The following is a 24,536-nucleotide window of genomic DNA, read 5'->3' as shown; positions in this document are numbered from 1 at the left end:
ATTCATAAAACTAGAAGGTTCACAGATTTATTCAGTCGATTCTTTTCCGGTAGAATTGTGCCAAATAACACGAGAAAAACGATGCCATTTATGGAGAGCACCTGAATTGAAAGGTTTTAATGCTTCAACGTGTAAATTTTTTTATGGTCTTAAAGTGCATATGGTGGTGACAACTGATAAATCACCTGTGAGATGTTATATTTCACATGGATCCATGCATGATGTCAAAGCAGCATACAAATTATTGCCACAACGTCCTTCCCACTCTTTAGCTATAGGCGATAAAGGATATGTTTCATCAAAGCTGACATTATTTTTGGCATCATTTGGTATTGATTTATCCCCTTTACAGCGCAACAATAGGCAACGAGAAAATACCAAAGACTATTATGCCAAGCGTAGAATCAGAAAAGGCGTTGAAACTGCCTTTTCTATGATAACCGCTAAGTTTGGCAAAGTGATTAAGGCAACAAGTATTGGTGGCTTTTTAACAAAGCTCAAGCTTTTCCTGACAGCTTACAGCATTGACTGTTTTTTAAAGCTTCCTCAGGATAAACAAAAGCTAGTATTTAACTAGCAATTTGGGTTATTTGTAGTCTTTATTGGTAAATTTGGTATATCTCTTTTGGTCTTTGCTCTTTGGATTTTGGTTGTTTTCGAGGTTGCATAAGAAGCCACAAAAAACTAAGAAGTACGACGATAGCAAGGATACTTCCAAAAATTTCCACGAAAAACCTTTACATGTAAGATCGTAAAAGTATATCCAATCAAGTGTTCTAAAATTTTAAAACGCTTTCATTTCTTAAACCACTTTTGTGTAAAATGGCTTAAACTAACGCAAAGAGGACATCATGCACTTTACAACTCCCCTTAAAAGTAACAGTACCAAAATCATGCTCGTAGGAAGTGGCGAGCTTGGCAAAGAAGTGGTCATTGAAGCCACGCGTTTAGGCATTGAAACCGTAGCGGTTGATTCGTATCCTCAAGCACCTGCACATTTGGTTGCCAATAAAAGCTATGTAATCAACATGAAAAATAAAGAGGAGCTTTTGGAGGTGATACGTCGTGAGAAGCCGACTTACATTTTGCCAGAAGTGGAAGCCCTTAGCATTGACGCACTCATCGAAGCGGAGAAAGAGGGCTTTTGCGTCATCCCGAATGCGGACGCAGTGAAAAAGACGATGAATCGTAAAAATATTCGTGAATTTGCTGCCGAAACGTTGGGCCTCAAAACCAGTGGTTACGTTTTTGTGAAAACGCTCGAAGCGCTGCACGAAGCGACGAAAATACTGGGCATTCCGTGCGTGGTGAAACCGGTGATGAGCTCATCCGGTCATGGTCAAAGTGTGATCCGTAGTGTTTCGGACATCCAAAAGTCGTGGGAGATCGCCAAAGAAGCACGCGGTGATGCAAGCGAGTTGATCGTTGAGGCATTTGTGCCGTTTGATTATGAGATCACGCTTTTGACGGTGCGCAATGGCAAAGAGACGGTCTTTTGTGAGCCGATTGGGCATATTCAAGAAAATGGCGACTATGTGCTCAGTTGGCAACCTGTACCGATGAAACCTGAAGTGTTAACCAAAGCGCAGATGATGGCAAAAGCGGTGACGGACGGTTTGGGTGGTCGAGGGCTCTTTGGTGTGGAGTTTTTTGTCAAAGACGATGAGGTCTATTTTAGTGAGCTCAGCCCTCGTCCACACGACACAGGAATGGTCACGATGATTACGCAAAGCCAGAGCGAATTTGCGTTACATGTAAGAGCGGTTTTGGGCTTGCCACTGGACTTTACCTTTTATGGCTCAGGTGCGAGTGGGGCGTTTAAAAGCTCAAACGAAGAGCATGTGCCGACACTGACCATTCCTGAGAGTGCATTTTGCAAAAACTCCTTTGTGCGTATTTTTGGAAAACCTGTGAGCCATGTGGGACGACGCATGGCGGTGGCGCTTGTTTTGGATGAAGTCGAAGCGGCGAAGCGAAGGGCTAAAGAGATTATTGCGTCGATCATCGGATAATGTTTAAATATTTATAAAAAATTTACAAAAGAGGGTTATAATAGTTTTCTGCCTCGAAAGAGGCAAGCTTTAGCGCCAAAGTGGCTAGCGTAGTCTCTTTGGCTTTGCCAAAGAGACGTTATAAAAAATAGTAACAAGCCCAAAATTTAAAGAGTTTTTATGAATAAACATGTCGTTGAACAGACGGTGATCTTCTTTAGCGTTTCCAAATGGTTATTTCTCTCTTCAGCCGTTGGCATTATGATAGGCGGACTGATTTCCGTCTTTCTTAACATCCTCTCTACCGCAGAGCAGACGCGGAGTTTGCTCCCTTTTCCCTTTTATTTTACCCTTCCGTTTGCGTTGATGCTGACGACGTGGATCGTGCGAACGTTTGACCAAAACGCAACGGGACATGGCACGGAAAAAGTCATTGAAGCGGTGCATAAGCGCGATGGCTACATCAATGCCAAAGTCATTCCTGTCAAACTGGTTGCTACGGTGTTGACGATCTTTTCAGGCGGTTCGGTCGGAAAAGAGGGACCAGGTGCGCAAATCGGTGCAGGAGCGGCTTCGTTTGTGGCAACACTGCTCAAATTCTCCAGGTCCGATCGTAAAAAACTGGTCATTTGCGGTATCAGCGCAGGGTTTGCTTCGGTGTTTGGCACGCCTATTGCCGGGGCTATTTTTGGGATTGAAGTGCTTATTATCGGTGTGATTATGTACGATGTTTTGCTGCCTTCGTTTATCGCAGGATTTGCCGCGTTTACCACCGCGCAGTTTTTGGGTGTGACGTATCACTATTATGACATCAATATGTACCGCGCGTTTAATTTGGATTTTGGATTGATTGGGCAAGTGGTTATTGCCGGTGTTTTCTTTGGCATTGTCTCAGACCTGTTTATCACCGCGGTCAATAAAATAGAAATAGGGATTAGAACGATTCCGTACAATCGCTATTTAAAAGCCTTTGTTGCAGGATTGGTGATGGTCATTGTCTCCTATTTTCTCTCGGAGAGTTATCTAGGGCTTGGGCTTGGAACGATTCGTGATGCCCTTAGCCCAAGTACGCTCATCTCCGATAATGTTCACTGGTACGACTTCATTTTCAAAACCATTTTTACCGCGATAACGCTGGGCTCGGGTGGCAGCGGAGGTATTATCACCCCTGTTTTTTACGTGGGCGCGACGAGTGGTGTTGTCTTTGGGCATCTTACGGGCGATCACATCGCACTTTTTGCAGCACTGGGATTTGTAAGCGTGCTTGCAGGAACGACCAACTCTCCCATCGCTTCGATCATTATGGCGGTGGAGCTATTTGGCGTGCATATGGCAAATTACGCGGCACTGAGCGTGGTGATCGCCTTTTTGATTACGGGACATCGCAGTGTGTTTCAGTCTCAAAAATTGGCATTGAACAAGGCGGATAATATCACAATTGGCAAAGGAAATGACCTTGATGATACTTCCATCAGCATCGATATGAAAGATATTGATAAAGTCAAACGCCTTCGCAATCGTTTGCGATATAAGAGCCTGCGATGGCAAGTGAAAAATGCTAAGGATGATATTGAATGAGTAAGCGAAAAATCCTCATCAGCGCTTGTTTGATCGGTGAAAATGTCAAATACGATGGCGGCAATAATGCTTTACATGTAAAGATTCTGGAAACGTGGAAGGAGCAGGGTGTTTTGGTTCCACTATGCCCTGAAGTGCTCGGTGGACTGGCTGTACCTCGCCCTCCTTGCGAAGTTATCGAAGGAACGACCACGGTCATGTGTAAGAGCGGTGAAGATGTCAGCGTTGCCTTTGCCAAAGGTGCTAAAGAGAGCTTGAGAATGGCTCAAGAAGCGGGTGTTTGCATGGCGATTTTAAAAGCCAGAAGCCCATCGTGTGGTAAAGACATCATCTACGATGGCACCTTTACAAGCACGCGCGTGAATGATTCGGGGATTACATGTAAGCTTCTAAGAGAGAGTGGTATTGTCGTTTTTAGTGAGGAAGAGTTGGGCTTAGCGGAAGCATTTTGGAGGCAAAAAGGGGAGTGACCCCTTTTTATTGCTTTTTATTGTTATGCGTTATGCAAAATTGTTTCGATAACGTCTTGGGTGTACACTTCCTGCGCGCCTTGTCTCTCAGCTGCTAGAAATACATTGGCGGCAATAGCTGGAATGGCATCGGCGTTAATGCCAGCTTCTTTTAAACTCACGGGTGCGCCGATTTTAGCAAACCAACTTTTCAATGCCACAATGCCTTCTTCCGCACTGTTTTGTCCAAAAATCTTCTGCGCAAAACGTTTAAATTGCGCAGGATTTTGCGTGTGATACCATTTCATCCACGCCGGAATCACAATCGCCAAACCTGCACCGTGCGCGATGTTAAAGAGCGCTGAGAGCGAATGCTCGATCATATGGTTTGGAAAGAGCATTGGGTTGGTGCCTGCGGTTGTTGAGCCATTGAGCGCTTGGGTCGCTGCCCAGGTAAACTCAGCCCGTGCATTGTAATCGTCAGGATTTTGAAGCAAAATCTCCGTCGTTTCCATGACGGTTTGGATGATGCCCTCTACCATGCGCGATTGAAAATGGGGTTGAACACTTGCCGTTAAATAGCCCTCAATCACATGCGCGATGATGTCAACTGCAGAGTAGGCGAGGTAATTTTTGGGGACACTTTTGGTGAGTTCTGGGTTGAGAATCGAGAGTCTTGGGTAGACATGAATGGAGGCGATGTTGTACTTTTGTTGTATCGTATCGTTCGTGACAACGGCAAAGCCATTCATCTCGCTTCCCGTGGCGGCAAGGGTCATGATGGCATACACAGGAAGTGCTTTTTCGATGACGGATTTGCCAATGAAAAAGTCCCAAACGTCGCTATGGTATAACGCACCTGCAGCGATACTTTTGGCGCTATCTAAAACAGAACCACCACCGATGGCAAGCAGGGCTTGTACTTTTTCTTCTTTGGCAATGGCGATGCCTTCGTGCACTTTGGAAAGGATGGGGTTGCTGATAATGCCTGAAAGCTCCACCCACGCGATGCCTTTTTCGCTCAAACGGGCAGTAACGTTTTCATACAGACCATCGTTTTTGATGCGCTCACTGCCGTAACAGAGTAATACTTTGGTAATCGCATCGTTGGCGATTGCTTCGCCAATAAGTTCTTCTTTGCCTTTTCCGAATTCAATTTTTGTGGGGTTGTGATACGTAAAATCAACCATAAGTTCTCCTTGTTTTGATGATGCTATGATAAAGACATTTTGCATAAAAATCTTTACATGTAAAGATTTTTATGAGCTATAAATCTGATTTTGTGCTTTTTTGGAGAGGGAGCCAAATACAAGGTCGTAGGAGTCATCGATCCACTCAAAGATCGACGCATCGTCTACTTCGCCTTCGCAGATGATCGTATTCCAATGTTTTTTGTTCATATGGTACCCCGCGATGACACTCGTGTACATTTCGCGCAGTTCTCGTGCGTAGAAGGGATCGCATTTGACGTTGATGCGAGGAGGGCGACTCTCTTCATCGATAAGGGCGAAGATTTTATTGCCGACTTTGTACACGGCGGTCGTTTCATCAAACGGATATTCTTTAATTGCTCCCATGTGGCTGAGGCAGTAGTCGCTGAGAATGTCAAAGGTCATAGTATTTGCACCCACAACTGTTTTCGTGGTCGTTGACCATGCCACACGCTTGCATAAAGGCGTAAATCGTGGTTGAACCTACAAACTTAAAGCCCCGTTTTTTCAGATCTTTGGTCAGCGTGTCGGAGATAGATGACGTACACGCCGCCGTTTTATAATCAGGAATATCGTTGACAATCGTTTTCCCACCCACATATGCCCAAAAATAGCTATCAATCGAGCCAAATTCTTTGACAATGGCTTGAAAGAGCTTGGCATTGGTGATGATCGCTTCGATTTTTGGACGACTTTTAATGACTTCGCCTTCACTTAAGATGCGCTCCACATCCATCTCTCCCATATGCGCCACTTTTTCAAGCACAAAACTGGCAAACGCATTGCGAAAGCCTTCTCTTTTTTTCAAAATAGTAAGCCAACTCAGCCCAGCAGATTGGGTTTCAAGGCAAAAAAGTTCAAAAAGGGAGCGCTCATCGTGCAGCGGTTTTCCCCACTCTTCATCGTGGTACGCCACGTAAGTAGGATCGCTCAGTTTGACCCAGCCACAGCGTGAAAGATTTGGAGCCATTATCATTCCTCAAGCAGAAGTATCGTTATGAGATTGTAGCGCAAGAGAGTTAATGAACAGAAACGATGTGTCACATCTTTACATGTAAAGCGGTAAACCACGAACCGATTAGGCTAATGGTTTAATGTTTTAGAGGTGTCGTAGACCAATTCGTAGTAGTGATTGTTATTAAACGAAAACTCTGCGATGACTTCCAGTCCAAGCCTTGAATGCGCTTTGAAAGAACGTTGATTGACTTTGTTGATGAAGGTCACCAAAATAGGGTAGCGTTTGCTCATCGCTTCTCGTGCAAAATCAAAAATCGCTTCAAGTGTGCCACTGCCTCGCACGCTTTTGTCGATGCAAACGGGACCGTATTGGTATGAGTTTTCGGTCGTGATCGTTTGCCCCAAATAGCGAAGATTGGGAAGGTCGTGAATCATCTGGGTGAAAATAGGCCAAATAGAGCAAAATTTCCACGAACCGCACATCACATATGCAACCACCGTACCATTTTTACGCGCAATAAATAAGGCGTTCTCTTCGTTGATGAGTTGGGTAAGCTGCTCTTTGGTAAAGGATGTGGTTACAAAGCCATCTTCTTTATCTTCAGGGGTGATCGTGTCTATTTGGTACTTGCTATGAAGTTCTAACACATCATCGATGTCATTCAGTGTTGCAATGCTTAGCTGCATACGTCTCCTTTTTTAGGCAAATTGTACTGCGTCTCACGCTAAAATAAACTAAAAGAGAGAAAAAAACTCCTATTAACTTTTTGTTTATGAAAGATTAATAGAGCGTTTAAACAACTCCTCTATACTTTCACTACCAAGACAGTTACCTCCTTTTTGTGTATCACTTAACCATTTTTAAGACAGCTTCCAGATTGCCCGGTCTGGAAGCTTTTTTCATTTTTTACTACGCTAGCCGCTAAGGCACTAAAGCTAGCCTCTTACGAGGCAGAAGACTTATTCAAGTTTAGAAGAAGCCTATTTTAACTACGCACACTAAAGCTTACGAATGATGTTGGCAGAATGATTCTGTGTGGTATAATTTCTTCATGAAAACACTTTTAATCCTCCTTTTTTTCTTTGCATGTAATGTCTTAGCCAGTACCTTGCATCTGTCTATCTCCGCCAATCCGAGCAGACTCAATCCTATTCTTTCAACCGATTCATCAAGCTCAACGGTTGCAAAATGGATTTTTAACGCATTGGTGACATACGATAAAGATGCCAACATTACTCCCGAACTTGCGGAAAGCTACACTTTTTTAGATGATACAACACTGATTTTTAAGCTAAGAAAAGACGTGAAATGGAGTGATGGCACCCCTTTGAGTGCGAAAGATGTGCTTTTTACTTACGAGACGATTATCTCTCCTAAGATTTTCACGCCATACGCTTCAAGCTTTATGCACATTTTACATGTAAAGATGCTGGATGATTTGACCGTGGAAGTGAAGTACAAATACCCGTACTTTAAAGCGCTTGATGTGTGGATGATGGAGATATTGCCAGAACATCTGCTTAAGAATGAAGCCGATTTGATGACAAGCAAATTCAACCAAAATCCGCGCGGAACGGGTCCTTACACACTCAGCCAGTTTAACATCTCCAAAGACATCGTTTTAACGGCTAATCCAAACTATTTTATTCATAAACCTAACATCAATACGATGATTTTTCACTATCTTCCTGATCCTTCTTCGGAGTTTTTGATGCTCAAGTCTCATCAACTCGATCTTGGAACGCTGAGCCCTTTGCAGTTAGAGCGACAAATTGATGAAGATTTTCGCAAACACTATACCTTGTATGAAGAGATTTCTCACAGTTTTTCGTATGTGGGGTTTAACCTTAAGTCTGACAAGTTTAAAGACCCGAGGGTTCGAGAAGCGCTTTCGTTAGCGATTGATCGTCAAGAGTTGGTTGATATTTTGTATTTTGGTCATGGCAAAGTTTGCACGGGACCTTTTTTACCAGGCACAGGTGCCTTTAATGCGAATGTCAAAGCGCCAAAACCTGACCTTCCAAGAGCCAAAGCACTTTTAAAAGAGGCAGGTTATGATGAAAACCATCCGTTTGAGTTTGAGCTCACCACGAGTGCGAATCGCACAACAGGTGCCCAAGTGTTGCAGTACCAGTTGCAAAAAGCAGGCATTGTGATGAAACTTCGCGCCGTAGAGTGGCAAGCGTTTTTAAATACCGTTATTTTTCCTCACAAATTTGATGCTGTGCTAATGGCATGGTCGATGGGGCTTAAACCCGATGCTTACACCATTTGGCACAGTGAATCCATCCGTAAAGGCGGGTTTAATTTTATTGGGTATGAAAATGCTGAGGTAGATCAATTGATTAAAGAGGCAGAAAAAACAGTGGATCAAGAGAAATTTGATGCACTCTATCAAGAAATTTTTGCCAAAATTGTTGCGGATAATCCCTACCTTTTTTTAGTCATCCCCAATGAAATCACAGCGGTCAATAAAGCAATAACACCCGTCTCAAGCTCGATCATTGGGGTTTCGCACAACCTTATTGATTGGATTAAACCGTAACCTTAATTTTTCTTTGCCTAAATTTGTGCTATACTTTGTTCCTTCACACACAGAATGTTAGAAATATTAGTTTAAAGGATATGAAATGAAAAAAACATTGTTTTCATTGGCGGCATTAACATCTTTGGCATTTGCAGCACCAACTGCATACAACTACGAGGTAACACCAACTATTGGTGGTGTTTATCCAGAAGGTAATCTTGATCTTAAAGAACAATTAACCTATGGTTTAAGATTTGGTATCAATCTTGATAACACTATCTTCGATCAATTCGAGCTTGGTTATGACAGATCTGACAACATTGATTATAAAGCGGGCAGAAACGACAGTACTGACTTTAACCGTTACTATGGTAACTTGGTTAAAGAGTACAAAATGACTCCAGAGACTGCATTGTACGCATTAGTGGGTATTGGTTACGAAGATCTTAGCAATGAGCAACTTCAAAACAGAGACAGTATGTTTGCACAATACGGCGGTGGTGTAAAATACTGGGTAACCGATAGTTTTGCCCTTAAAGCAGAAGTTCGCCATGCCATTAAATTCCACGGTGGGGACAATAACATGTTCTACAGCCTTGGCTTTACCATTCCTTTCGATGCAAAATCAGCACCGGTTGCAGCCGCAAAACTTGAGCCAAAACCAGCACCGGTTGCAGCACCAGTTGCTCCAAAAGACAGCGATAATGATGGTGTTTATGATGATAAAGACAAATGCCCTAACACTCCAAAGGGTACCGTTGTTGATGCAGACGGTTGTACTAAAATCATTCGTTTACATGTAACATTTGATTTTGATAAATCAACGATCAAACCAGAATTTATGCCTGAAATTCAAAAAGTGGCAGACTTTATGAAACAAAATCCAGGATACAGTGTTGTTCTTGAAGGTCACACAGACTCTAAAGGAAGTGATGCGTACAACATGAAACTCTCAGACCAACGTGCAAAAGCAGTCGCAAAAGCCCTTGGAAACCTTGGTGTTGCTGGTGCTAAAGTAACGACTGAAGCGTATGGTGAGAGCAAACCAGTTGCGACCAATGACACTGAAGCAGGTCGTGCTGAAAACAGAAGAGTTGACGCAATTTTCAAAAAATAATTTTAGAGGATCGTAAGCGTGCCAATGGATTTTAGCTGGAGTGTGGTTGTCAATTTTATAACCCTTTACGGGATGAAAGTACTTGCTTCTTTACTGATTTTCTTTATCGGTAAAAGAGTTGCAGCCCTTTTAACAGCGATTGTTGTGAAAGGGATGCGTACATCGAAAGTTGACGAGACCATTACCAGCTTTTTTTCCAATGTCATCTATTTTGGTCTTTTGGTGGTGATTATCCTAGCAGCTCTAAGCAATCTAGGGATAAACACCACCTCTTTCTTAGCCGTTCTTGGCACAGCGGGTCTGGCCATTGGACTTGCGCTTCAAGGCACACTTTCCAATGTAGGAGCGGGTATTTTACTCGTCTTTTTCCGACCGTTTAAAATCGGTCATTCGGTACAAGTTGCCGGAGAAAATGGTACGGTTGAAGAGCTCAATCTCTTTAGTGTTGTGCTTAAAACAGCGGACAATAGGCAGATTATTATTCCCAATTCTGCGGTGATTGGTAAAAACATCATCAACTTCTCCGCCAAACCAACTTCTCGCATTGATCTTGTGTTTAACATTGGCTATGAAGACGATCTTCGTCTTGCCAAAGAGACACTTCAAACCATTGTTGATGCTGAAGAGAAAGTTTTAAGAGATCCTGCTCCTTTTGTAGCCGTCAGCGATTTAGCACAAACGAGCGTAAAATTGATTGTACGTTTTTGGGTGAAAAACGAAGACAGTGTTGCTGTTAGCTTTGCGATTACGGAAAAAGTCAAACTCGCATTTGATGAAAAGAGGATCAGTATTCCTCATCCTCCTTTCGTTGAAAAACCTCTCGTATAACTATTTCCCAAAAACCTGCTGAATGATAGAACTTCCACTAGAGAGTGGATTGTTTCGCAGTGCTTTTTCTTTCTCTGCAATCATATAAAAAAGTCCATCGAGCGTTTTTCTCCCGATATAATCTTCGATACTCTCATCACCACTTGGAACAGAATCTCCCATTCCCAAACCTTTTGCAATCGATGAGGCTTGTCCTACCAGCGCATTGTTTGAAACGCCTGATGTCGCATTACTGCCACCTGCAAACCCTTTGAGGCTTTGATACGAGCTCATCACTTGGTTTTCACTGATACTCTCTTTGATGATTGGCATAATAGCACTAAGCAGTTTGGAGCCTGATTTTGTTTTAAAATAATCCGTCGCCGCGGTGTTACTTCCTTTGACAATCGCGTTCGCATCTTCGACACTCATACCTGAAATCGTATCGCTCAGAATCGAAGCCGTTTTTGGAACAGCCTTGGTTGCTGCGGTGTTCATTGTTTTGACAAAATCATCCACATAGCTTTTGCCACCGAGTTTTTCAGCCGCAGTGGCTATGGGTTTCATCGAAGAAGGCAGTGGAATTTTAACGGCACTGTTGTTTAAAAATCCTCCCTCTTTTCCCAACAATGACACAGCGTGTTGTGCTCCAAGACTCAGGGCTTCTTTGACGCCTGATGTGGCACTGCTTTGAGAGGTTGTTGAACTACTTGAGGTCGTTGTTTTGGGTGTGGAGGTTGCACTCACAGCACTATTAACAGCGTCTTGCCAATTGGCAGCGCACAGCATAAGGGGCGCTAAAAGTATCAGGCTTTTGGGTAGCATGTAGCTCCTTTTTAATGGTCTTGAAGTTATAATAGTACTTTACATGTAAAAGAAGTATTAAGGGTGAAGATGAAGACAATTTTATTTGATTTAGACGGCACATTGATCGATTCAACCGATGCCATATTGGAAAGTTTTGGCGTTGCCTATGAGACCTTTGGACGCGTAGTTCCAGAGGATGACATGATCAAAAAACTCATTGGTCATCCCCTTGATCTGATGTTTACGATGCTGGGCATTGACGCCTTGGACGCGGATGCGTATGTGTGTGCTTACAAAGAGCACTACAGACTGATTTCACGCAAAAAAACGACACTGTTGCCTCTGGCACACGAAGCCATCACGCGAGCTTCAAAAATGGCGATTTTAGGAATTGTAACAACTAAAACGGCACAGTACTCTGAAGAGCTTTTGGAGCATTTAGGGGTGATGCACCATTTTAAAGTGTTGATCGGAAGAGAGTCTGTGACGCATCCCAAACCTCACCCTGAACCCATTCAAAAAGCATTATTAGCGCTGAATGCGGATCCTGCTCAGACTTGGATGATTGGCGATACACCCATGGATATTATCTGTGCAAACGAGGCTGGCGTGAAAAGTATAGGCGTGCTCTGTGGGTACAGCACGCAGTATGAGTTACAAAAATACACTTCTTTGATTGTTCGTGATGCCCTAGATGCGATTACAATGATTGGACAACACCCTTAGTATTTTTTATTATATCTTTATCATATTGTTAGACTATGATTTTGCGTAAGGCTTGGTTAAACGATTATTAAATCATAGGTGGTTAACTTTCATTTATGAGTTATTAAGAGAATGCTAAGTAGAATGGGAAAATCATCAGAAATGAATGTACGTATAACAATTATAATCTAAGGGGAATTTAATGGCAAAAGTCATGAAAACTATGGATGGTAACGAAGCTGCCGCATACGCATCTTACGCCTTTACCGAAGTCGCAGGCATTTACCCAATTACACCTTCTTCTCCAATGGCGGATTTTACCGACATTTGGGCAAGCCAAGGCAAAAAAAACTTATTTGGTATGCCTGTAAAAGTTGTTGAAATGCAAAGTGAAGGTGGCGCAGCTGGAACCGTACATGGTTCGCTTCAAGCAGGTGCCCTTACAACGACCTATACTGCTTCTCAGGGTCTGTTACTTAAAATCCCAAATATGTATAAAATGGCAGGTGGATTACTTCCAAGTGTTATCCATGTCGCTGCTCGTACCCTTGCAACCCATGCGCTTTCAATCTTTGGTGATCACCAAGATGTGTATGCTGCTCGCCAAACAGGCTATGCGATGCTCTCTTCTGGTTCGGTTCAAGAAGTCATGGACTTAGCAGGTGTTGCGCATTTGTGTGCCATTAAAGGGCGTATTCCTTTTATGCACTTTTTTGATGGTTTTAGAACATCGCACGAGATTCAAAAAATTGAAGTGATGGACTATGCTGTCTTTGATAGATTGCTGGATAGAGAAGCGGTTCAACGTTTCCGTGATGAAGCGCTGAATCCAGAGCATCCTAAAACACGTGGTACAGCACAAAATGATGATATTTATTTCCAAGGCAGAGAAGCGCAAAACAAATTTTACGATGCGTTGCCTGACATCGTAGCGCATTATATGTCTGAAATCTCAAAAGTAACAGGACGAGATTATAAACCTTTCACATACTATGGTGCAAAAGATGCTGATCGTATCATTGTTGCGATGGGCTCTGTGACTGAGTGTTTGAAAGAGACGATTGATTATTTGATGAGCAAAGGTGAAAAAGTTGGTTTGATTACCCCTCATCTTTACCGCCCATTTAGCATCAAATACTTGATGGATGTTATGCCTGAATCTGTTCAAAAAATTGCTGTGCTTGATCGTACCAAAGAGTCAGGTTCTATCGGTGAACCATTGTATTTGGATATGCGCTCTGCATTTTATGGTCATAAAAATGCGCCGATCATCGTTGGTGGACGTTATGGACTCTCTTCAAAAGACGTTGATCCAGCACAAATGTTGGCTGTTTTTGAAAACCTCAAATTGGCTGAGCCCAAAAATGACTTTACCATTGGTATTTTTGATGATGTTACCTTTAAATCATTGGATGTTAAAGAGAAGATCAGTTTGGGTGAGCCTGAAACGAAAGAGTGTCTGTTCTATGGACTCGGTGCAGATGGTACGGTAGGCGCAAATAAAAGTTCGATTAAAATCATCGGTGATGAAACCGACATGTATGCACAAGCGTATTTTGCTTATGACTCCAAAAAATCAGGTGGATTTACCCGTTCTCACTTACGTTTTGGAAAACACCCGATTCGCTCAACCTACCTTGTTTCTAATCCTCACTTTGTCGCCTGTTCCGTGGCTGCATACCTTGAGTTGTATGACGTCATTGATGGTATTAGAGAGCATGGAACATTCCTTCTGAACTCCATTTGGGATGCTGATGAGACGATTAAACGTATTCCTAATAAAGTCAAACGCATTTTAGCAACCAAAAACGTTCAGTTTTACATTATCAATGCAACCAAACTTGCTCGCGACATCGGACTTGGTAATCGAAGCAATACGATTATGCAATCTGCATTCTTCAAACTTGCCGAGATCATTGATTTTGAAGAAGCACAAGCTTTCATGAAAAAGCAAGCGTATAAAACGTATCACAAAAAAGGTGATCAAATTGTTGAGCTCAACTACAAAGCAATTGATGTAGGAGCAAATGGTTTGATTAAAGTTGAGGTTGATCCTTCGTGGGCAAATCTTAAAGATGAAGTGAAAACACAAGACGTCGTGATGTACAAAGGTACACCATTTGTTGAAGCAATCGCCAAACCAGTCAACGCAGCACGAGGAGACAGCCTACCTGTTTCAGTCTTTAAGGGCTATGAAGATGGTACCTTTGAGCATGGAACCACGGAGTATGAAAAACGTGGTGTTGGTGTCACGGTTCCAAAATGGATCGAAGAGAACTGTATTCAATGTAACCAGTGTGCCTTTGTCTGTCCACATGCTGTTATCCGCCCATTCCTTATCAATGATGCAGAGTTTGCGCTCGCACCTGAAGGTGTCAAAACCCATGCACTTGAAGCCAAAGGTAAAGAGCTTAAAGGTCTAAAATACAAAATCCAAGTCTCTTCCCTTGACTGTACTGGATGTGATCTGTGTGTTGAAGCATGTCCAACCAAAGAGAAATCTCTTGTGATGGTTCCACTAGGTGAGAGTCTTGAAGCGGGTGAGCAAGAAAATGCAGACTACCTCTTCAAAAAAGTAACGTATAAAGATGATATTCTTTCTAAAAATACTGTAAAGGGTGCTCAATTCGCACAACCACTCTTTGAGTTCCACGCGGCATGCCCAGGATGTGGTGAGACGCCTTATATCACGCTTGCAACCAGACTCTTTGGTGATAGCATGATGATCGCCAATGCGACAGGATGTTCTTCTATTTACGGCGGTTCTGCGCCTTCAACACCGTACCGTAAAAATGACAAAGGTCATGGTCCGGCATGGGGTAACTCACTCTTTGAGGATAATGCGGAATTTGGTCTTGGTATGCACATTGCCAATGAAACCATGCGTCATAGAATCCACTCTGTCATGGACGCGTCGATTGAAAAAGCACCGAATGCGATTGCAGCACTCTATAAAGACTGGATCGAGTTTAGAGACGATAGAGCAAAAAGTGAAGAGATTCGTGATCTTTTAGTACCTCTTTTACAAGCAAACCCAACAGCACCTGGTGCGGAGGTCATTTTAAGCCTCAAACAGTACATTTCTAAAAAATCACAATGGATTTTTGGTGGAGATGGCTGGGCGTATGACATCGGTTACGGTGGACTCGATCACGTGATCGCGAGTGGTGAAGATGTGAATATCTTGGTTCTTGATACGGAGGTTTACTCTAACACCGGTGGTCAAAGCTCAAAATCTTCTCGTGCAGGTTCTATCGCTCAATTTACAGCGGCAGGAAAACCTAGCCAGAAAAAAGATCTTGGCTACATCGCTATGACTTATGGTAATGTTTTTGTGGCACAAATCAACTCAAACGCCTCTGCAGCGCAAACGATTAAAGCGTTTGAAGCGGCTGAAGCGTATCCTGGTGTATCACTCATTATCGCCTATTCTCCATGTATCGCACATGGTATTAAAGGTGGTCTTGGCAAATCAGGTAACCAAGGCGAGCTTGCAACCAAATGCGGTTACTGGCCGATTTATACCTACGATCCACGCCTTGAAGCAGAGGGTAAAAACCCGGTTAAAATTACAGGAAAAGAGCCTGATTGGTCATTGTATGATGATTTCTTGATGAACGAAGTTCGTTATGCGTCACTTAAAAAGTCAAATCCAGAGCATGCACAAGCACTCTTTGACCACAATAAAAAAGATGCACAACGTAGGTGGAGACAACTCAACCGTTTAGCAATGGCTGACTTTTCAAATGAGGTTGAAGAGGCGTAAAAACTTCTTCGTTGAAGAGCAAAAGTAGTTTACTTTTGCTCTTTTTTATTTTCTATCTTAAGCCAAAAATCCCCTTATCTTTCTAAGCTTCATTTAACGCTAACCTCTATAAAATCGAACGTAATCTATTTTAATCTCAGGAGGTTTCAAATGTTTCAATCCACTATGTCGCGCCAGAGTATTATGGCGTTTTTATTTGCTTGGATTCTCGTTCCTTTCGCGATGGCAGATGCGTTTACGCTAGCCCCTTTGCCTTATGCCAACGATGCGCTTGAGCCTGCCATCGATAAAGAGACGATGCAGATCCATCACGATAAGCATCATCAAGCCTATGTTACCAATCTTAACGCGCAAGTCGCGACCTATCCTGAACTTTCCACGTTGAGCCTTGAGAAGATAATGGCGTCGATGTCTAAATACAATGCAGCCGTGCGAAACAACGGTGGAGGGCATTATAACCACGATCTTTTTTGGAAACTGATGGCACCTGTGGGAAAAGGTGGCACACCTTCTGCAACGCTTCAAAAAGCGATTGAGCGTGATTTTGGAAGTATCGATAAAATGAAAGAAGCCTTTGAAAAAGCAGGCGCAACGCGTTTTGGCTCAGGTTGGGCATGGGTGATAGTGACTCCCGATAAAAAACTTGCGATTACCTCAACGCCTAACCAAGACAATCCGCTGATGGACGTGGCAGATGTTAAAGGAACGCCGATCTTAGCAGTGGATGTTTGGGAACATGCTTACTATCTCAAATACCAAAACAAACGAGGAGATTACTTGAAAAATTGGTGGAGTGTGGTCAATTGGAACGAAGTCAATGCTCGTTTTGATGCGGCACTGAAGTAGTCAAAAAGATTTACATGTAAGGTGTGAAAACCTTACATGTAAACTGTTTTAGTTTTGAAGTTCAGCTTCGACTTGTGCGTTTGACTTCACAATATCACCACTGCCATGAATGATATGAGGAATACAACTCGTACAGACATGAATCTCCTCGCCATTTTTAACCGCTTGAATAAAAACCGCTCCATGACTCTCTTCACTGGTGCGTAAACAGACATTACAGACGTGCATTGCATTGATTTGCATTGAAAACTCCTTATTAAATTTGACGTATTATAGTTAAAAAAAATCCTGAAAAGATTGAGGAAGATCAAGGTTAAGAAGATTTGAAGCCAAAATAGTTTATAAGATTCATTATCAAAATTATACGGTAGGGCTTTGGTTGAATGTTAGAATATTATGATAAGATTATGGGCTACACGCAAAGGCTTACGGGGGATAAAATCTTGGCGCAAGACCTAACCCAAGAGACGTATGCCAAAGTTTTGGAAGCGAGTAAAAAATCAAACACGATCATCCAAAAAGCATTTCTCTACAAAGTAGCACTCAATCTTGCCATCGACAAAGCACGAAGAGATAAAATGCTGACACAAACGCCCTACGAAGAAGAGAAGCACTGCGGATGCACATCTCAAAACACTGAAGCTACTCGATGAGCAGATAAGGCAAGAGACCTTAAAAGCGTGCATCAAAAACCTCTCACCTCAAAATAAAAAAGCGTTTGTTCTGTACTACTACAAAGGCTACTCAAGGCAAGAGATCGCTCAGATGATGGGCATTAGCACCAATGCGGTTAAAAAAATATCACCAGAGCCGTTTTTCAATTCAAAGAACAGAGTATGATATTCCATCCATCAAAGGGTTAACACTAACGGGAGGGGCTTATTGGATTGGGGAATCATACAGAGATGGTCCAATACAGATATTATTCCTTCTTATACTGTTTATGATGGAGGTGTTAGATACAAAACGAAATTCGATAAAATCCCTACAATCTTTCTCCTTAATATCACAAATTTAACGAATAAAGAGTATTGGAGAAGTTCTAGTTCCTTTGGCAAACCACGAAATATTGCACTTTCTATGAAAATGGAGTTTTAATTAAAGAGAATTTTGCCTCTTTACATGTAAAGCCTACAAAAAGAGTACCACGCTGATCATTGCGTCGATGCCGACATCCACAGGTTCTTTGCCGATGAGTCTTGCGCTGTTTTTGACGTGGAAGATGATTTGGCTGAGCAGAATCTCAAAATTGAAGTTGGAAGGGTCTTGAATGCTCTCTTTGCGGCTTTTGATGGAAGGGAGATTTTCAAGCATCTCCCATGAAGGTGTTTGCCCCATAAGAAGTTTGTTTTGAAACTCGACTTGCCAGTTGTTTTGCCATGTGAGAAAGAGGTAGCGACCTTTGTCATCTTTGCCTGTTTTGATCTTCCATTTGATTACTTCAAGGTAATAGTAGAGCTTTTTAAAGCGCTCTTCATCGTAAGAAAGCGTGGTGATTTGATGCCCTTCACCGATCTTGTAGCTCTCCCACAAGAGTTTGTAAATGCCTAAAATGAGAAAATCGTTACGCTCGGGAATCGTGCTGTTTTTATCAAACGCGAGCCTAAGGTAGTCGTCGTACGTTGTGAGGTACGCGCCATTGTACTGCATGCGAATTGTGTTTTTAGCGTTTTGCATCTCCGTAAAAATGTATTTTTGACTCTCTTTGCTAAAGCTATTGGGATTGCGAAGATCGAGCTTCTCTTTGTAGAGGATGAGGTTATCCACGCTTTTTTTAAAATCATACTGTAACGAGGTCGCACCATGCGATTGCAGTACTTCACCGATCTTCTCTTGATTGGGTGCTACACAACCACACAAGAGAAACAAAGCCAAAAAGCCGTGTCTAATCATCCACGATTTCCTTCCCTTTTTTCACCTGTTTTTTGATGATTTGAATGCTATCGTGAAGGGCTTCGCGTTTGATCAAATCGGTCTCATTTTTGAGTTCTTGCTTTAAGAGAATGTGTCTGAGTTTGAGTTTTTTGACAAGCTCTTTGACCGCTTTTTTTTTCGTAGACTCGGCACTTTCGGGGCTCAGCCCAAATAATTCTTGCATCTTTTGGATAAATTTTAAGCCGCTCATGAGGTACTCCTTGGGCTTGAGGCGTGTGTTAGGTCGCTTATTTCGGCTTCATTTAAGATCAAAGCTTCTCGACCTTCGGTGGATTCGGACGTGGCATGAACGAACAGCGTGTGCGCAACTTTGCTAAGCTCAGAAGCGATGGTGTAGGCATAGCTCGTGTCGTTCATCAGTGAGGTTGCCATGGTGTAGGTGATTTTATTGGTGCGAATGAGATTGTCGAGTGATTTATTGGCGGCAATGTCGTAGTTTTGAGCATCGAGTTGGAGTTTGCTTAAGAGTAAAATGGCGACATCCTCTTCGGAAGTGTTGAAGATCATCTGTATGGTGCGCAGGTGTTTGATGAGGGTTTTACGGATGTGATTGTACTCATTTTTGATGTATTCGTTGTCCGATTCGAGGTAGCGAAGCATGTTCTTTTGCATGTGTTTTGCCGCTTTAAACGCCTCAACAATCCCAATGGTTGCATTTTTGATAGGGATAAATTGCTGAGTTGTGACATCGGAAAATTTCCCTTGCGCCACAATCGCAAAGGTGATGATCTTGCCGTAGATCTCTTTAATGCGCCTCTCATAATACGCATCCATGTTTACATGTAAGGCTTGATCGCGCCTTTTTAAAATATCTTCGATCTCCATGCCAGAGGTGATGTCCTCTTTGGTGACGCTTAAGCCTTGCGCAATAATGTCAACGACATTGTTGTAGAGATGTTTCGTCTCTTTTAAAAGAGTCGCTTGAGCCGTGTCTGGAAAATCGAGCGCAACATCGCTGATGTATAAAACATCATCAATGGCGTTCTCAGCCGTGATTTTGGGTTGAAAAAAGTAATTGAGCAGGCTGACCAAATGGTGCACAAGTGGGGCGAAGAGAAGCACACAAAAGAGGTTAAAGTAGGTGTGATAGAGGGCGAGTTTCAGCGTGTAATCTTGCTCTGCAATCCCAAAAAATGGTGCAGTATGGTCAATAAAATGGATAAAGTGTGGCACAAAACCGATGAGGATCAAACCCGTTAACGTGTTAATCAAAAAGTGTGCGGTTGCGAGTTTTTTACCTTCATCTCCAGCGCCAAGAGCCCCTAAAATAGCCGTAATCGTTGTGCCAATGTTGGCTCCAATGGTCAGCGCAATCGCATTTTCATAGGTGATTTGTGACGCGGAAAGTGCGGTTAAAATCAACACTAACGAGGCATGCGAGGATTGCATGACGATGGTCATGACCGCTCCAATGATGGCAAAAAGAAGGATGCCCGTGTATCCATCGGCGGCGTATTGGGTGAGATCAATGGTGGCTTTAAAAGCGTCAAATCCCTCTTTCATGTAGGCGATGCCCAAAAAGGAGAAGCCAAGACCGGCAAGGGCATAACCGATGCCTTTAAGACGTTTGCTCTCTTGGAATATGAAAAGCATGCCAAAAACAAGCATTGGCAAAGCGTAGGTCGCGATGCTAATTTTGAGTCCAAGCCCTGCAATTAGCCACGCCCCCGTGGTCGTACCGATGTTGCCACCCAAAATGATGCCAATGCCTTGCGCGACACTGATGAGCCCTGCGCTGATAAAGGAGATCGCGATGACAGCGGCTAGACCACTGGATTGCATCAGCGTGGTGATGACCGTTCCAAACAGGATGCTTTTGTAGAGACTGTCGGTGATTTTTTTGAGAAATTTATCGAGCAGTCCGCCCACGAAAAAACGAAATCCCTCTTCAAGATTTTTCATGCCAAAGAGAAAAATGGCGACACCTGCAGCAATCGAAAGCAGATTTTGATTGTAAACAAAGGTAAACGAAAGCGCTATGATAACGATAAAAAGTGACAGACGTTTCACAGGTTTTCCTTTACATGTAAAGTAGTTGAAGGGCAAATAATTGTACACTTTTTTCGATATAATTGCCGAAAAAAAGGACTAAAAATGCCATTACTCGATAGTTTTTGTGTAGATCACGTCAAAATGCCAGCACCCGCGGTGAGAGTCGCTAAAACGATGAAAACGCCTCATGGCGATGAGATCACCGTGTTTGATCTTCGTTTTTGCAAACCCAATGAGGCGATTTTACCCGAACGCGGTATTCACACGCTTGAGCATCTTTTTGCTGGCTTTATGCGCAACCATCTCAATGGCAATGGCGTTGAGATTATCGACATCTCACCGATGGGCTGTCGCACCGGTTTTTACATGAGTTTGATCGGCACACCTGAGCCTAAACGCGTGGTGAGTGCGTGGAAAGCTTCGATGGATGACATCTTACATGTCAAGAGTGAAAACGATATTCCTGAGCTCAATATTTATCAGTGCGGAACCTATAAAATGCACTCGTTGGATGAAGCGCACGACATTGCTTCGACCATTTTAAGCACCGAAATTGGTGTGATGGATAACGAAGCGCTTAAACTCGATACGTCAAAACTATAAGAGAGTTTTTGCAAAACTCTTGACACGCTTTTAAAGCAAAGCTTTAAAAACTACGTTAACACTGGGTTTTCCTCGGCGGAAAGCCCTCGCATCTTTGATGCTCTGAGTTTCTTTAAACGATCGTTTAAAGAAACTCTACTCATTTTAACGTCTCGATAAGAACCTTTTCTATATGATTAACTTTTTGTTTTAAACAAAAACTTAGAGTACACACAATCTTATGAGTAAGGAAGGTTTTTATGGAGCGTTTAGTCGCACGGTATAAAGAGGGCAATCTGATTGTTCTCATTCTTGTTGGTATGGTTTTGGGCGTTGTGATTGCTCTCATTTCACCAACGGCTGCACAGGCTGTTTCAATTTTGGGCAAACTCTTTGTGGGGGCGCTTAAAGCGGTTGCACCTATTTTGGTTTTAGTCTTGGTCGCAACGGCGATTGCGACCAAACCCGTGGGTGTTCAAACGAACATCAAACCCATCGTTCAACTCTACATCATCGGTACGTTTTTAGCGGCACTCGCAGCGGTCATCGTCAGTTTCATGTTTCCTGTGACCTTGATTCTTGTGAGTAGCGCAGATGCTGGCTTAACACCACCTCAAAGCATTATCGCTGTGATCAAAGGTTTCTTGGTGAGCATGGTCGACAATCCAATCAATGCGTTGGCGAAGGGGAATTATATCGGTGTGCTTACATGGGCAGTAGCCGCTGGTATCGCACTTCATTATAGCAGTGAGCAGACCAAAGTGGTGATGAAAGACGCCAGTGATGCGATGACCAAAATCGTTCAAGCGGTCATTCGGCTAGCGCCATTTGGTATCTTGGGTTTGGTCGCAGAAACCTTTGCAGAAACGGGTTTTGCTGCCCTTTTGGGTTATGGAAAATTGCTCATTATTTTGGTAGGAACGATGCTGTTTGTCGCCTTTGTGATCAATCCGATCATCGTCTACATTAAAACCAAACGCAATCCGTATCCCCTTGTGTTCACATGCTTAAAAGAGAGTGGTGTCACAGCGTTTTTTACCCGTAGTTCTGCGGCGAATATTCCTGTCAATATGGCGTTGTGCAAAAAATTAGGGCTTCATGAAGACACCTATTCCATCTCCATTCCGTTGGGTGCCACAGCGAATATGGCAGGGGCTGCGGTGACGATTACGGTCTTAACGCTTGCAACGGTCAATACCCTTGGCATCTCGGTTGATCTTCCCACAGCGTTGCTCTTAAGTGTGGTTTCAAGTATTGCCGCAGCAGGTGTCTCAGGTGTTGCAGGGGGCTCTTTGCTTTTGATTCCTCTGGCGTGTGGTTTATTTGGCATTAGCGATGAGATTGCAATGCAAGTGGTCGCGATAGGATTTTTAATCGGCGTGGTTCAAGACTCGACAGAGACAGCACTCAATAGCTCCACCGACGTTGTCTTTACCGCGGCGTGCTCAGATGAGCCGATTAACCTTTAATCGTTACATGTAAACTAGTTTGGTGAGGTATTGGGGTTTACAAACTCCAATTTCTTGCCAAATCCTAGAGTATTGTCTGTAAATTTGAGATACGCAATGTCAATGCTCCACAGCTGTGGATTCAGAGCTATCGCGTAAGGAAAACGTTTTAAATAGGCTTTTTTCTCCGCTTCATTCGCTGCTTTAAAAACGCCCGTAAATTGCACCCCTTGAATTTTCCCCACCAGTTTCGTTTCTAATGCAATCACCCCTGCAACCTGTTCATTTTCAAGGGCTTCCCTCCCGTGCCTTGTTGTCGCATCGGTGGCGATAACCAACGTCGCACTCTTTGGAATAAAGGCGTAAAAACACGAGGCGCAGTAGGGCAGATTTGCTTTACATGTAGCGAGTGTAAGCAGGTGATGTTTCTTTAAAAACGCTTCTATTGTGGGATCAAGCATGGTGTTTCCTTTGAAAAAAAGTATAACATATTTTTTTGTCCACTTTTAAATGGCAGCTTCATTAGACTTCTTTCATAACCCTTGAAAAGATAAAGTGATGTGCTATAAGCGATACTCTTTTTGCAATGGGTTATACAAGAAGTCTATTATGATAAACAAACATCTTTCAAAGGAGAATGGATGAATCGAGGGCTTTTATTAAGCGTGCTTGGTGTCTACGCATTCGCACAAAATCCACAGGTATTGGAACATACGGGCGTTAAAACCGTACACAATCAACAATCGGTCACGATTGAAAGGCAGATTCCTCGTGAATGTTTGAATGTGCATATCATGCCAGAAGATATTTTTAGCGGCAATCTCGCAGGCAAAAACGTTCCAGCCGTATGCCAAAAAAGTGTGGTGACAACGGTGGGTAAAATTCAACCGATGCAATTAGATCCCAAAATCATCACCGTAGGTGAAGTGGAGGTGTTGGATTTTATTCAACATCAATTAACGCCTCACCCTGATCGCTATGTGCTAATAGATGCGCGCAAACAAGAGTGGTTTGAGCAGATGACGATTCCTGGAAGTCTCAACCTTCCTTTTGATGAAGTGGCGTATGACGCGGATTTTCCCGAAGATTTTGAGCATCTCAAAGACGTGCTTGGGATTGTTGTACGTAAAGGAAAACTCGATTTTTCCCATGCCAAAACAGCGCTCATTTTTTGCAACGCTTCGTGGTGTGCCCAGTCGCATATGATGATCGATCAGTTGGTAAAAATGGGGTATCCTAAAGAGAAAATCTTGTGGTATCGCGGTGGTTTACAAGATTGGCTTTTGTTTGGATTTAGTGTGATTTCCCCCAAATCCTAGTTTACATGTAAAGCTTAAGACAGAGGTGCGTGAAGGTCTTCATCGCTGACGGTGATGCTTTTGCGCCACTTCTCAATTTTGAGATCGTTTTCTAAAATGTGCTCCACGAGCCACTTCTTGGCGATCATCTTCATACTCTTTTGAAGCTCTTCGATGCTCTTTTTCTCTTTGAGGATGCTCGTCATGCCCTCGATGATGCTCTCATGAAATTGTTTATGTTTTGCATACAAAGGATACTCAAGGCTTAGCATATACGCCTCTTCTTCTTTAAAATGCTTTGCCATATAATCAAAAAACTCTTTAAACAGTTTTCCAAGCTCTGCTTTGTCTGTCTTCGCAGAATCAAGCGCTTGAACCGCGTTTGCCAAATCGAAAAGTTCTTGATGCTGTTTGTCTAAAAGCGCATGATGCAGGCTAAAATTTTCATTCCATTCTATCAACACTGAGGTTCCTCATAATTCTTTTGATGCTATTTTAGCACGCATTGAACTCTTTTGC

The 24,536-nt window shown here is 42.9% G+C and carries 26 protein-coding genes; 15 read left to right on the top strand and 11 right to left on the bottom strand.

Annotated elements, in window-relative coordinates; all coding sequences use genetic code 11:
• The 4 genes from JU57_RS10350 to JU57_RS10335 form a co-directional block, all read left to right on the top strand.
• Window positions 1-577, top strand: a 577-nt coding sequence (locus JU57_RS10350) for an IS982 family transposase (RefSeq protein WP_294877106.1), incomplete at its 5' end; no start/stop codon positions are given.
• A gap of 274 nt (window positions 578-851) precedes the next feature.
• Complete coding sequence (gene purT, locus JU57_RS10345; protein ID WP_037960595.1) at window positions 852-2,012, top strand: formate-dependent phosphoribosylglycinamide formyltransferase; 1,161 nt, start codon at window positions 852-854, stop codon at window positions 2,010-2,012.
• 159 nt (window positions 2,013-2,171) lie between these two features.
• Window positions 2,172-3,569, top strand: coding sequence for a chloride channel protein (locus JU57_RS10340; RefSeq protein ID WP_037960593.1), 1,398 nt, complete (start codon window positions 2,172-2,174; stop codon window positions 3,567-3,569).
• Complete coding sequence (locus JU57_RS10335) at window positions 3,566-4,039, top strand: DUF523 domain-containing protein (RefSeq protein WP_037960590.1); 474 nt, start codon at window positions 3,566-3,568, stop codon at window positions 4,037-4,039. The genes JU57_RS10340 and JU57_RS10335 overlap by 4 nt, the downstream gene beginning before the upstream one ends.
• Before the next feature lie 23 nt (window positions 4,040-4,062).
• Here the strand turns inward: JU57_RS10335 and JU57_RS10330 are convergent, their stop codons facing one another.
• From JU57_RS10330 to JU57_RS10315, 4 genes are all read right to left on the bottom strand, one after another.
• On the bottom strand, window positions 4,063-5,208 hold the full coding sequence (locus JU57_RS10330) for an iron-containing alcohol dehydrogenase (RefSeq protein ID WP_037960622.1): 1,146 nt from the start codon (window positions 5,206-5,208) through the stop codon (window positions 4,063-4,065).
• A 69-nt stretch (window positions 5,209-5,277) separates the two neighbouring features.
• Window positions 5,278-5,634, bottom strand: a complete 357-nt coding sequence (locus tag JU57_RS10325; protein WP_037960587.1) for an MmcQ/YjbR family DNA-binding protein — start codon at window positions 5,632-5,634, stop codon at window positions 5,278-5,280.
• Window positions 5,624-6,199, bottom strand: a complete 576-nt coding sequence (locus tag JU57_RS10320; protein WP_037960585.1) for a DNA-3-methyladenine glycosylase I — start codon at window positions 6,197-6,199, stop codon at window positions 5,624-5,626. Before JU57_RS10320 ends, JU57_RS10325 begins: the two co-directional genes overlap by 11 nt.
• Window positions 6,200-6,312: 113 nt before the next feature.
• Window positions 6,313-6,873, bottom strand: coding sequence for a GNAT family acetyltransferase (locus tag JU57_RS10315; protein WP_037960583.1), 561 nt, complete (start codon window positions 6,871-6,873; stop codon window positions 6,313-6,315).
• 365 nt (window positions 6,874-7,238) lie between these two features.
• Here JU57_RS10315 and JU57_RS10310 point away from each other — a divergent pair, with 365 nt between their 5' ends.
• The 3 genes from JU57_RS10310 to JU57_RS10300 all read left to right on the top strand — a co-directional run bounded on the left by JU57_RS10310 (window position 7,239) and on the right by JU57_RS10300 (window position 10,659).
• On the top strand, window positions 7,239-8,732 hold the full coding sequence (locus JU57_RS10310) for a peptide-binding protein (protein WP_037960582.1): 1,494 nt from the start codon (window positions 7,239-7,241) through the stop codon (window positions 8,730-8,732).
• Between the two features lie 85 nt (window positions 8,733-8,817).
• Complete coding sequence (locus tag JU57_RS10305) at window positions 8,818-9,831, top strand: OmpA family protein (RefSeq protein ID WP_037960579.1); 1,014 nt, start codon at window positions 8,818-8,820, stop codon at window positions 9,829-9,831.
• Window positions 9,832-9,855: 24 nt separating this feature from the next.
• Window positions 9,856-10,659, top strand: a complete 804-nt coding sequence (locus JU57_RS10300) for a mechanosensitive ion channel domain-containing protein (RefSeq protein WP_051906808.1) — start codon at window positions 9,856-9,858, stop codon at window positions 10,657-10,659.
• Here the strand turns inward: JU57_RS10300 and JU57_RS10295 are convergent, their stop codons facing one another.
• The gene (locus JU57_RS10295) at window positions 10,660-11,463 is read right to left on the bottom strand and encodes a DUF4197 domain-containing protein (RefSeq protein WP_037960573.1); all 804 of its coding nucleotides are present in this window, start codon (window positions 11,461-11,463) and stop codon (window positions 10,660-10,662) included.
• Window positions 11,464-11,532: 69 nt separating this feature from the next.
• On the opposite strand from JU57_RS10295, the gene JU57_RS10290 reads away from it, so the two are divergent.
• The 3 genes from JU57_RS10290 to JU57_RS10280 all read left to right on the top strand — a co-directional run bounded on the left by JU57_RS10290 (window position 11,533) and on the right by JU57_RS10280 (window position 16,762).
• Window positions 11,533-12,171 (top strand): HAD family hydrolase, encoded by a 639-nt coding sequence (locus JU57_RS10290; RefSeq protein WP_294877098.1) that lies wholly within the window; start codon window positions 11,533-11,535, stop codon window positions 12,169-12,171.
• Window positions 12,172-12,352: 181 nt separating this feature from the next.
• Window positions 12,353-15,916, top strand: a complete 3,564-nt coding sequence (gene nifJ / locus JU57_RS10285; RefSeq protein WP_037960567.1) for a pyruvate:ferredoxin (flavodoxin) oxidoreductase — start codon at window positions 12,353-12,355, stop codon at window positions 15,914-15,916.
• A 183-nt stretch (window positions 15,917-16,099) separates the two neighbouring features.
• Window positions 16,100-16,762, top strand: coding sequence for a superoxide dismutase (locus tag JU57_RS10280; RefSeq protein ID WP_294877110.1), 663 nt, complete (start codon window positions 16,100-16,102; stop codon window positions 16,760-16,762).
• A 48-nt stretch (window positions 16,763-16,810) separates the two neighbouring features.
• Here JU57_RS10280 and JU57_RS10275 read toward each other — a convergent pair whose 3' ends face one another.
• Window positions 16,811-17,005 (bottom strand): hypothetical protein, encoded by a 195-nt coding sequence (locus JU57_RS10275; RefSeq protein WP_037960562.1) that lies wholly within the window; start codon window positions 17,003-17,005, stop codon window positions 16,811-16,813.
• A gap of 140 nt (window positions 17,006-17,145) precedes the next feature.
• On the opposite strand from JU57_RS10275, the gene JU57_RS14125 reads away from it, so the two are divergent.
• Window positions 17,146-17,415 (top strand): sigma factor, encoded by a 270-nt coding sequence (locus JU57_RS14125; RefSeq protein ID WP_294877095.1) that lies wholly within the window; start codon window positions 17,146-17,148, stop codon window positions 17,413-17,415.
• Window positions 17,399-17,602, top strand: coding sequence for a sigma-70 family RNA polymerase sigma factor (locus tag JU57_RS14245; protein WP_363915065.1), 204 nt, complete (start codon window positions 17,399-17,401; stop codon window positions 17,600-17,602). The genes JU57_RS14125 and JU57_RS14245 overlap by 17 nt, the downstream gene beginning before the upstream one ends.
• Before the next feature lie 291 nt (window positions 17,603-17,893).
• Here the strand turns inward: JU57_RS14245 and JU57_RS10260 are convergent, their stop codons facing one another.
• The 3 genes from JU57_RS10260 to JU57_RS10250 are packed head-to-tail and all read right to left on the bottom strand — an operon-like array spanning window position 17,894 to window position 20,707.
• The gene (locus JU57_RS10260) at window positions 17,894-18,655 is read right to left on the bottom strand and encodes a hypothetical protein (RefSeq protein ID WP_037960560.1); all 762 of its coding nucleotides are present in this window, start codon (window positions 18,653-18,655) and stop codon (window positions 17,894-17,896) included.
• Window positions 18,648-18,887: a hypothetical protein gene (locus tag JU57_RS10255; protein ID WP_037960557.1), complete on the bottom strand. Its 240-nt coding sequence runs from the start codon at window positions 18,885-18,887 to the stop codon at window positions 18,648-18,650. Before JU57_RS10255 ends, JU57_RS10260 begins: the two co-directional genes overlap by 8 nt.
• The gene (locus tag JU57_RS10250; protein WP_037960555.1) at window positions 18,884-20,707 is read right to left on the bottom strand and encodes a Na/Pi symporter; all 1,824 of its coding nucleotides are present in this window, start codon (window positions 20,705-20,707) and stop codon (window positions 18,884-18,886) included. The genes JU57_RS10255 and JU57_RS10250 overlap by 4 nt, the downstream gene beginning before the upstream one ends.
• Before the next feature lie 84 nt (window positions 20,708-20,791).
• On the opposite strand from JU57_RS10250, the gene luxS reads away from it, so the two are divergent.
• Complete coding sequence (luxS, locus tag JU57_RS10245) at window positions 20,792-21,292, top strand: S-ribosylhomocysteine lyase (protein ID WP_037960552.1); 501 nt, start codon at window positions 20,792-20,794, stop codon at window positions 21,290-21,292.
• A gap of 239 nt (window positions 21,293-21,531) precedes the next feature.
• Window positions 21,532-22,740, top strand: a complete 1,209-nt coding sequence (gene sstT / locus JU57_RS10240; RefSeq protein WP_037960545.1) for a serine/threonine transporter SstT — start codon at window positions 21,532-21,534, stop codon at window positions 22,738-22,740.
• A gap of 14 nt (window positions 22,741-22,754) precedes the next feature.
• Here sstT and JU57_RS10235 read toward each other — a convergent pair whose 3' ends face one another.
• Window positions 22,755-23,180, bottom strand: coding sequence for a pyridoxamine 5'-phosphate oxidase family protein (locus JU57_RS10235; RefSeq protein ID WP_037960542.1), 426 nt, complete (start codon window positions 23,178-23,180; stop codon window positions 22,755-22,757).
• A gap of 180 nt (window positions 23,181-23,360) precedes the next feature.
• On the opposite strand from JU57_RS10235, the gene JU57_RS10230 reads away from it, so the two are divergent.
• On the top strand, window positions 23,361-24,038 hold the full coding sequence (locus tag JU57_RS10230; RefSeq protein WP_037960540.1) for a rhodanese-like domain-containing protein: 678 nt from the start codon (window positions 23,361-23,363) through the stop codon (window positions 24,036-24,038).
• 14 nt (window positions 24,039-24,052) lie between these two features.
• On the opposite strand, the gene JU57_RS10225 is transcribed toward JU57_RS10230, so the two are convergent.
• On the bottom strand, window positions 24,053-24,481 hold the full coding sequence (locus JU57_RS10225) for a hemerythrin family protein (RefSeq protein WP_037960538.1): 429 nt from the start codon (window positions 24,479-24,481) through the stop codon (window positions 24,053-24,055).
• Window positions 24,482-24,536: the final 55 nt, after the last annotated feature.

The organism is Sulfurospirillum sp. SCADC, assembly GCF_000743525.1.
Lineage (GTDB): Bacteria > Campylobacterota > Campylobacteria > Campylobacterales > Sulfurospirillaceae > Sulfurospirillum.
This window is presented reverse-complemented; position numbering and strand designations above follow the sequence as displayed.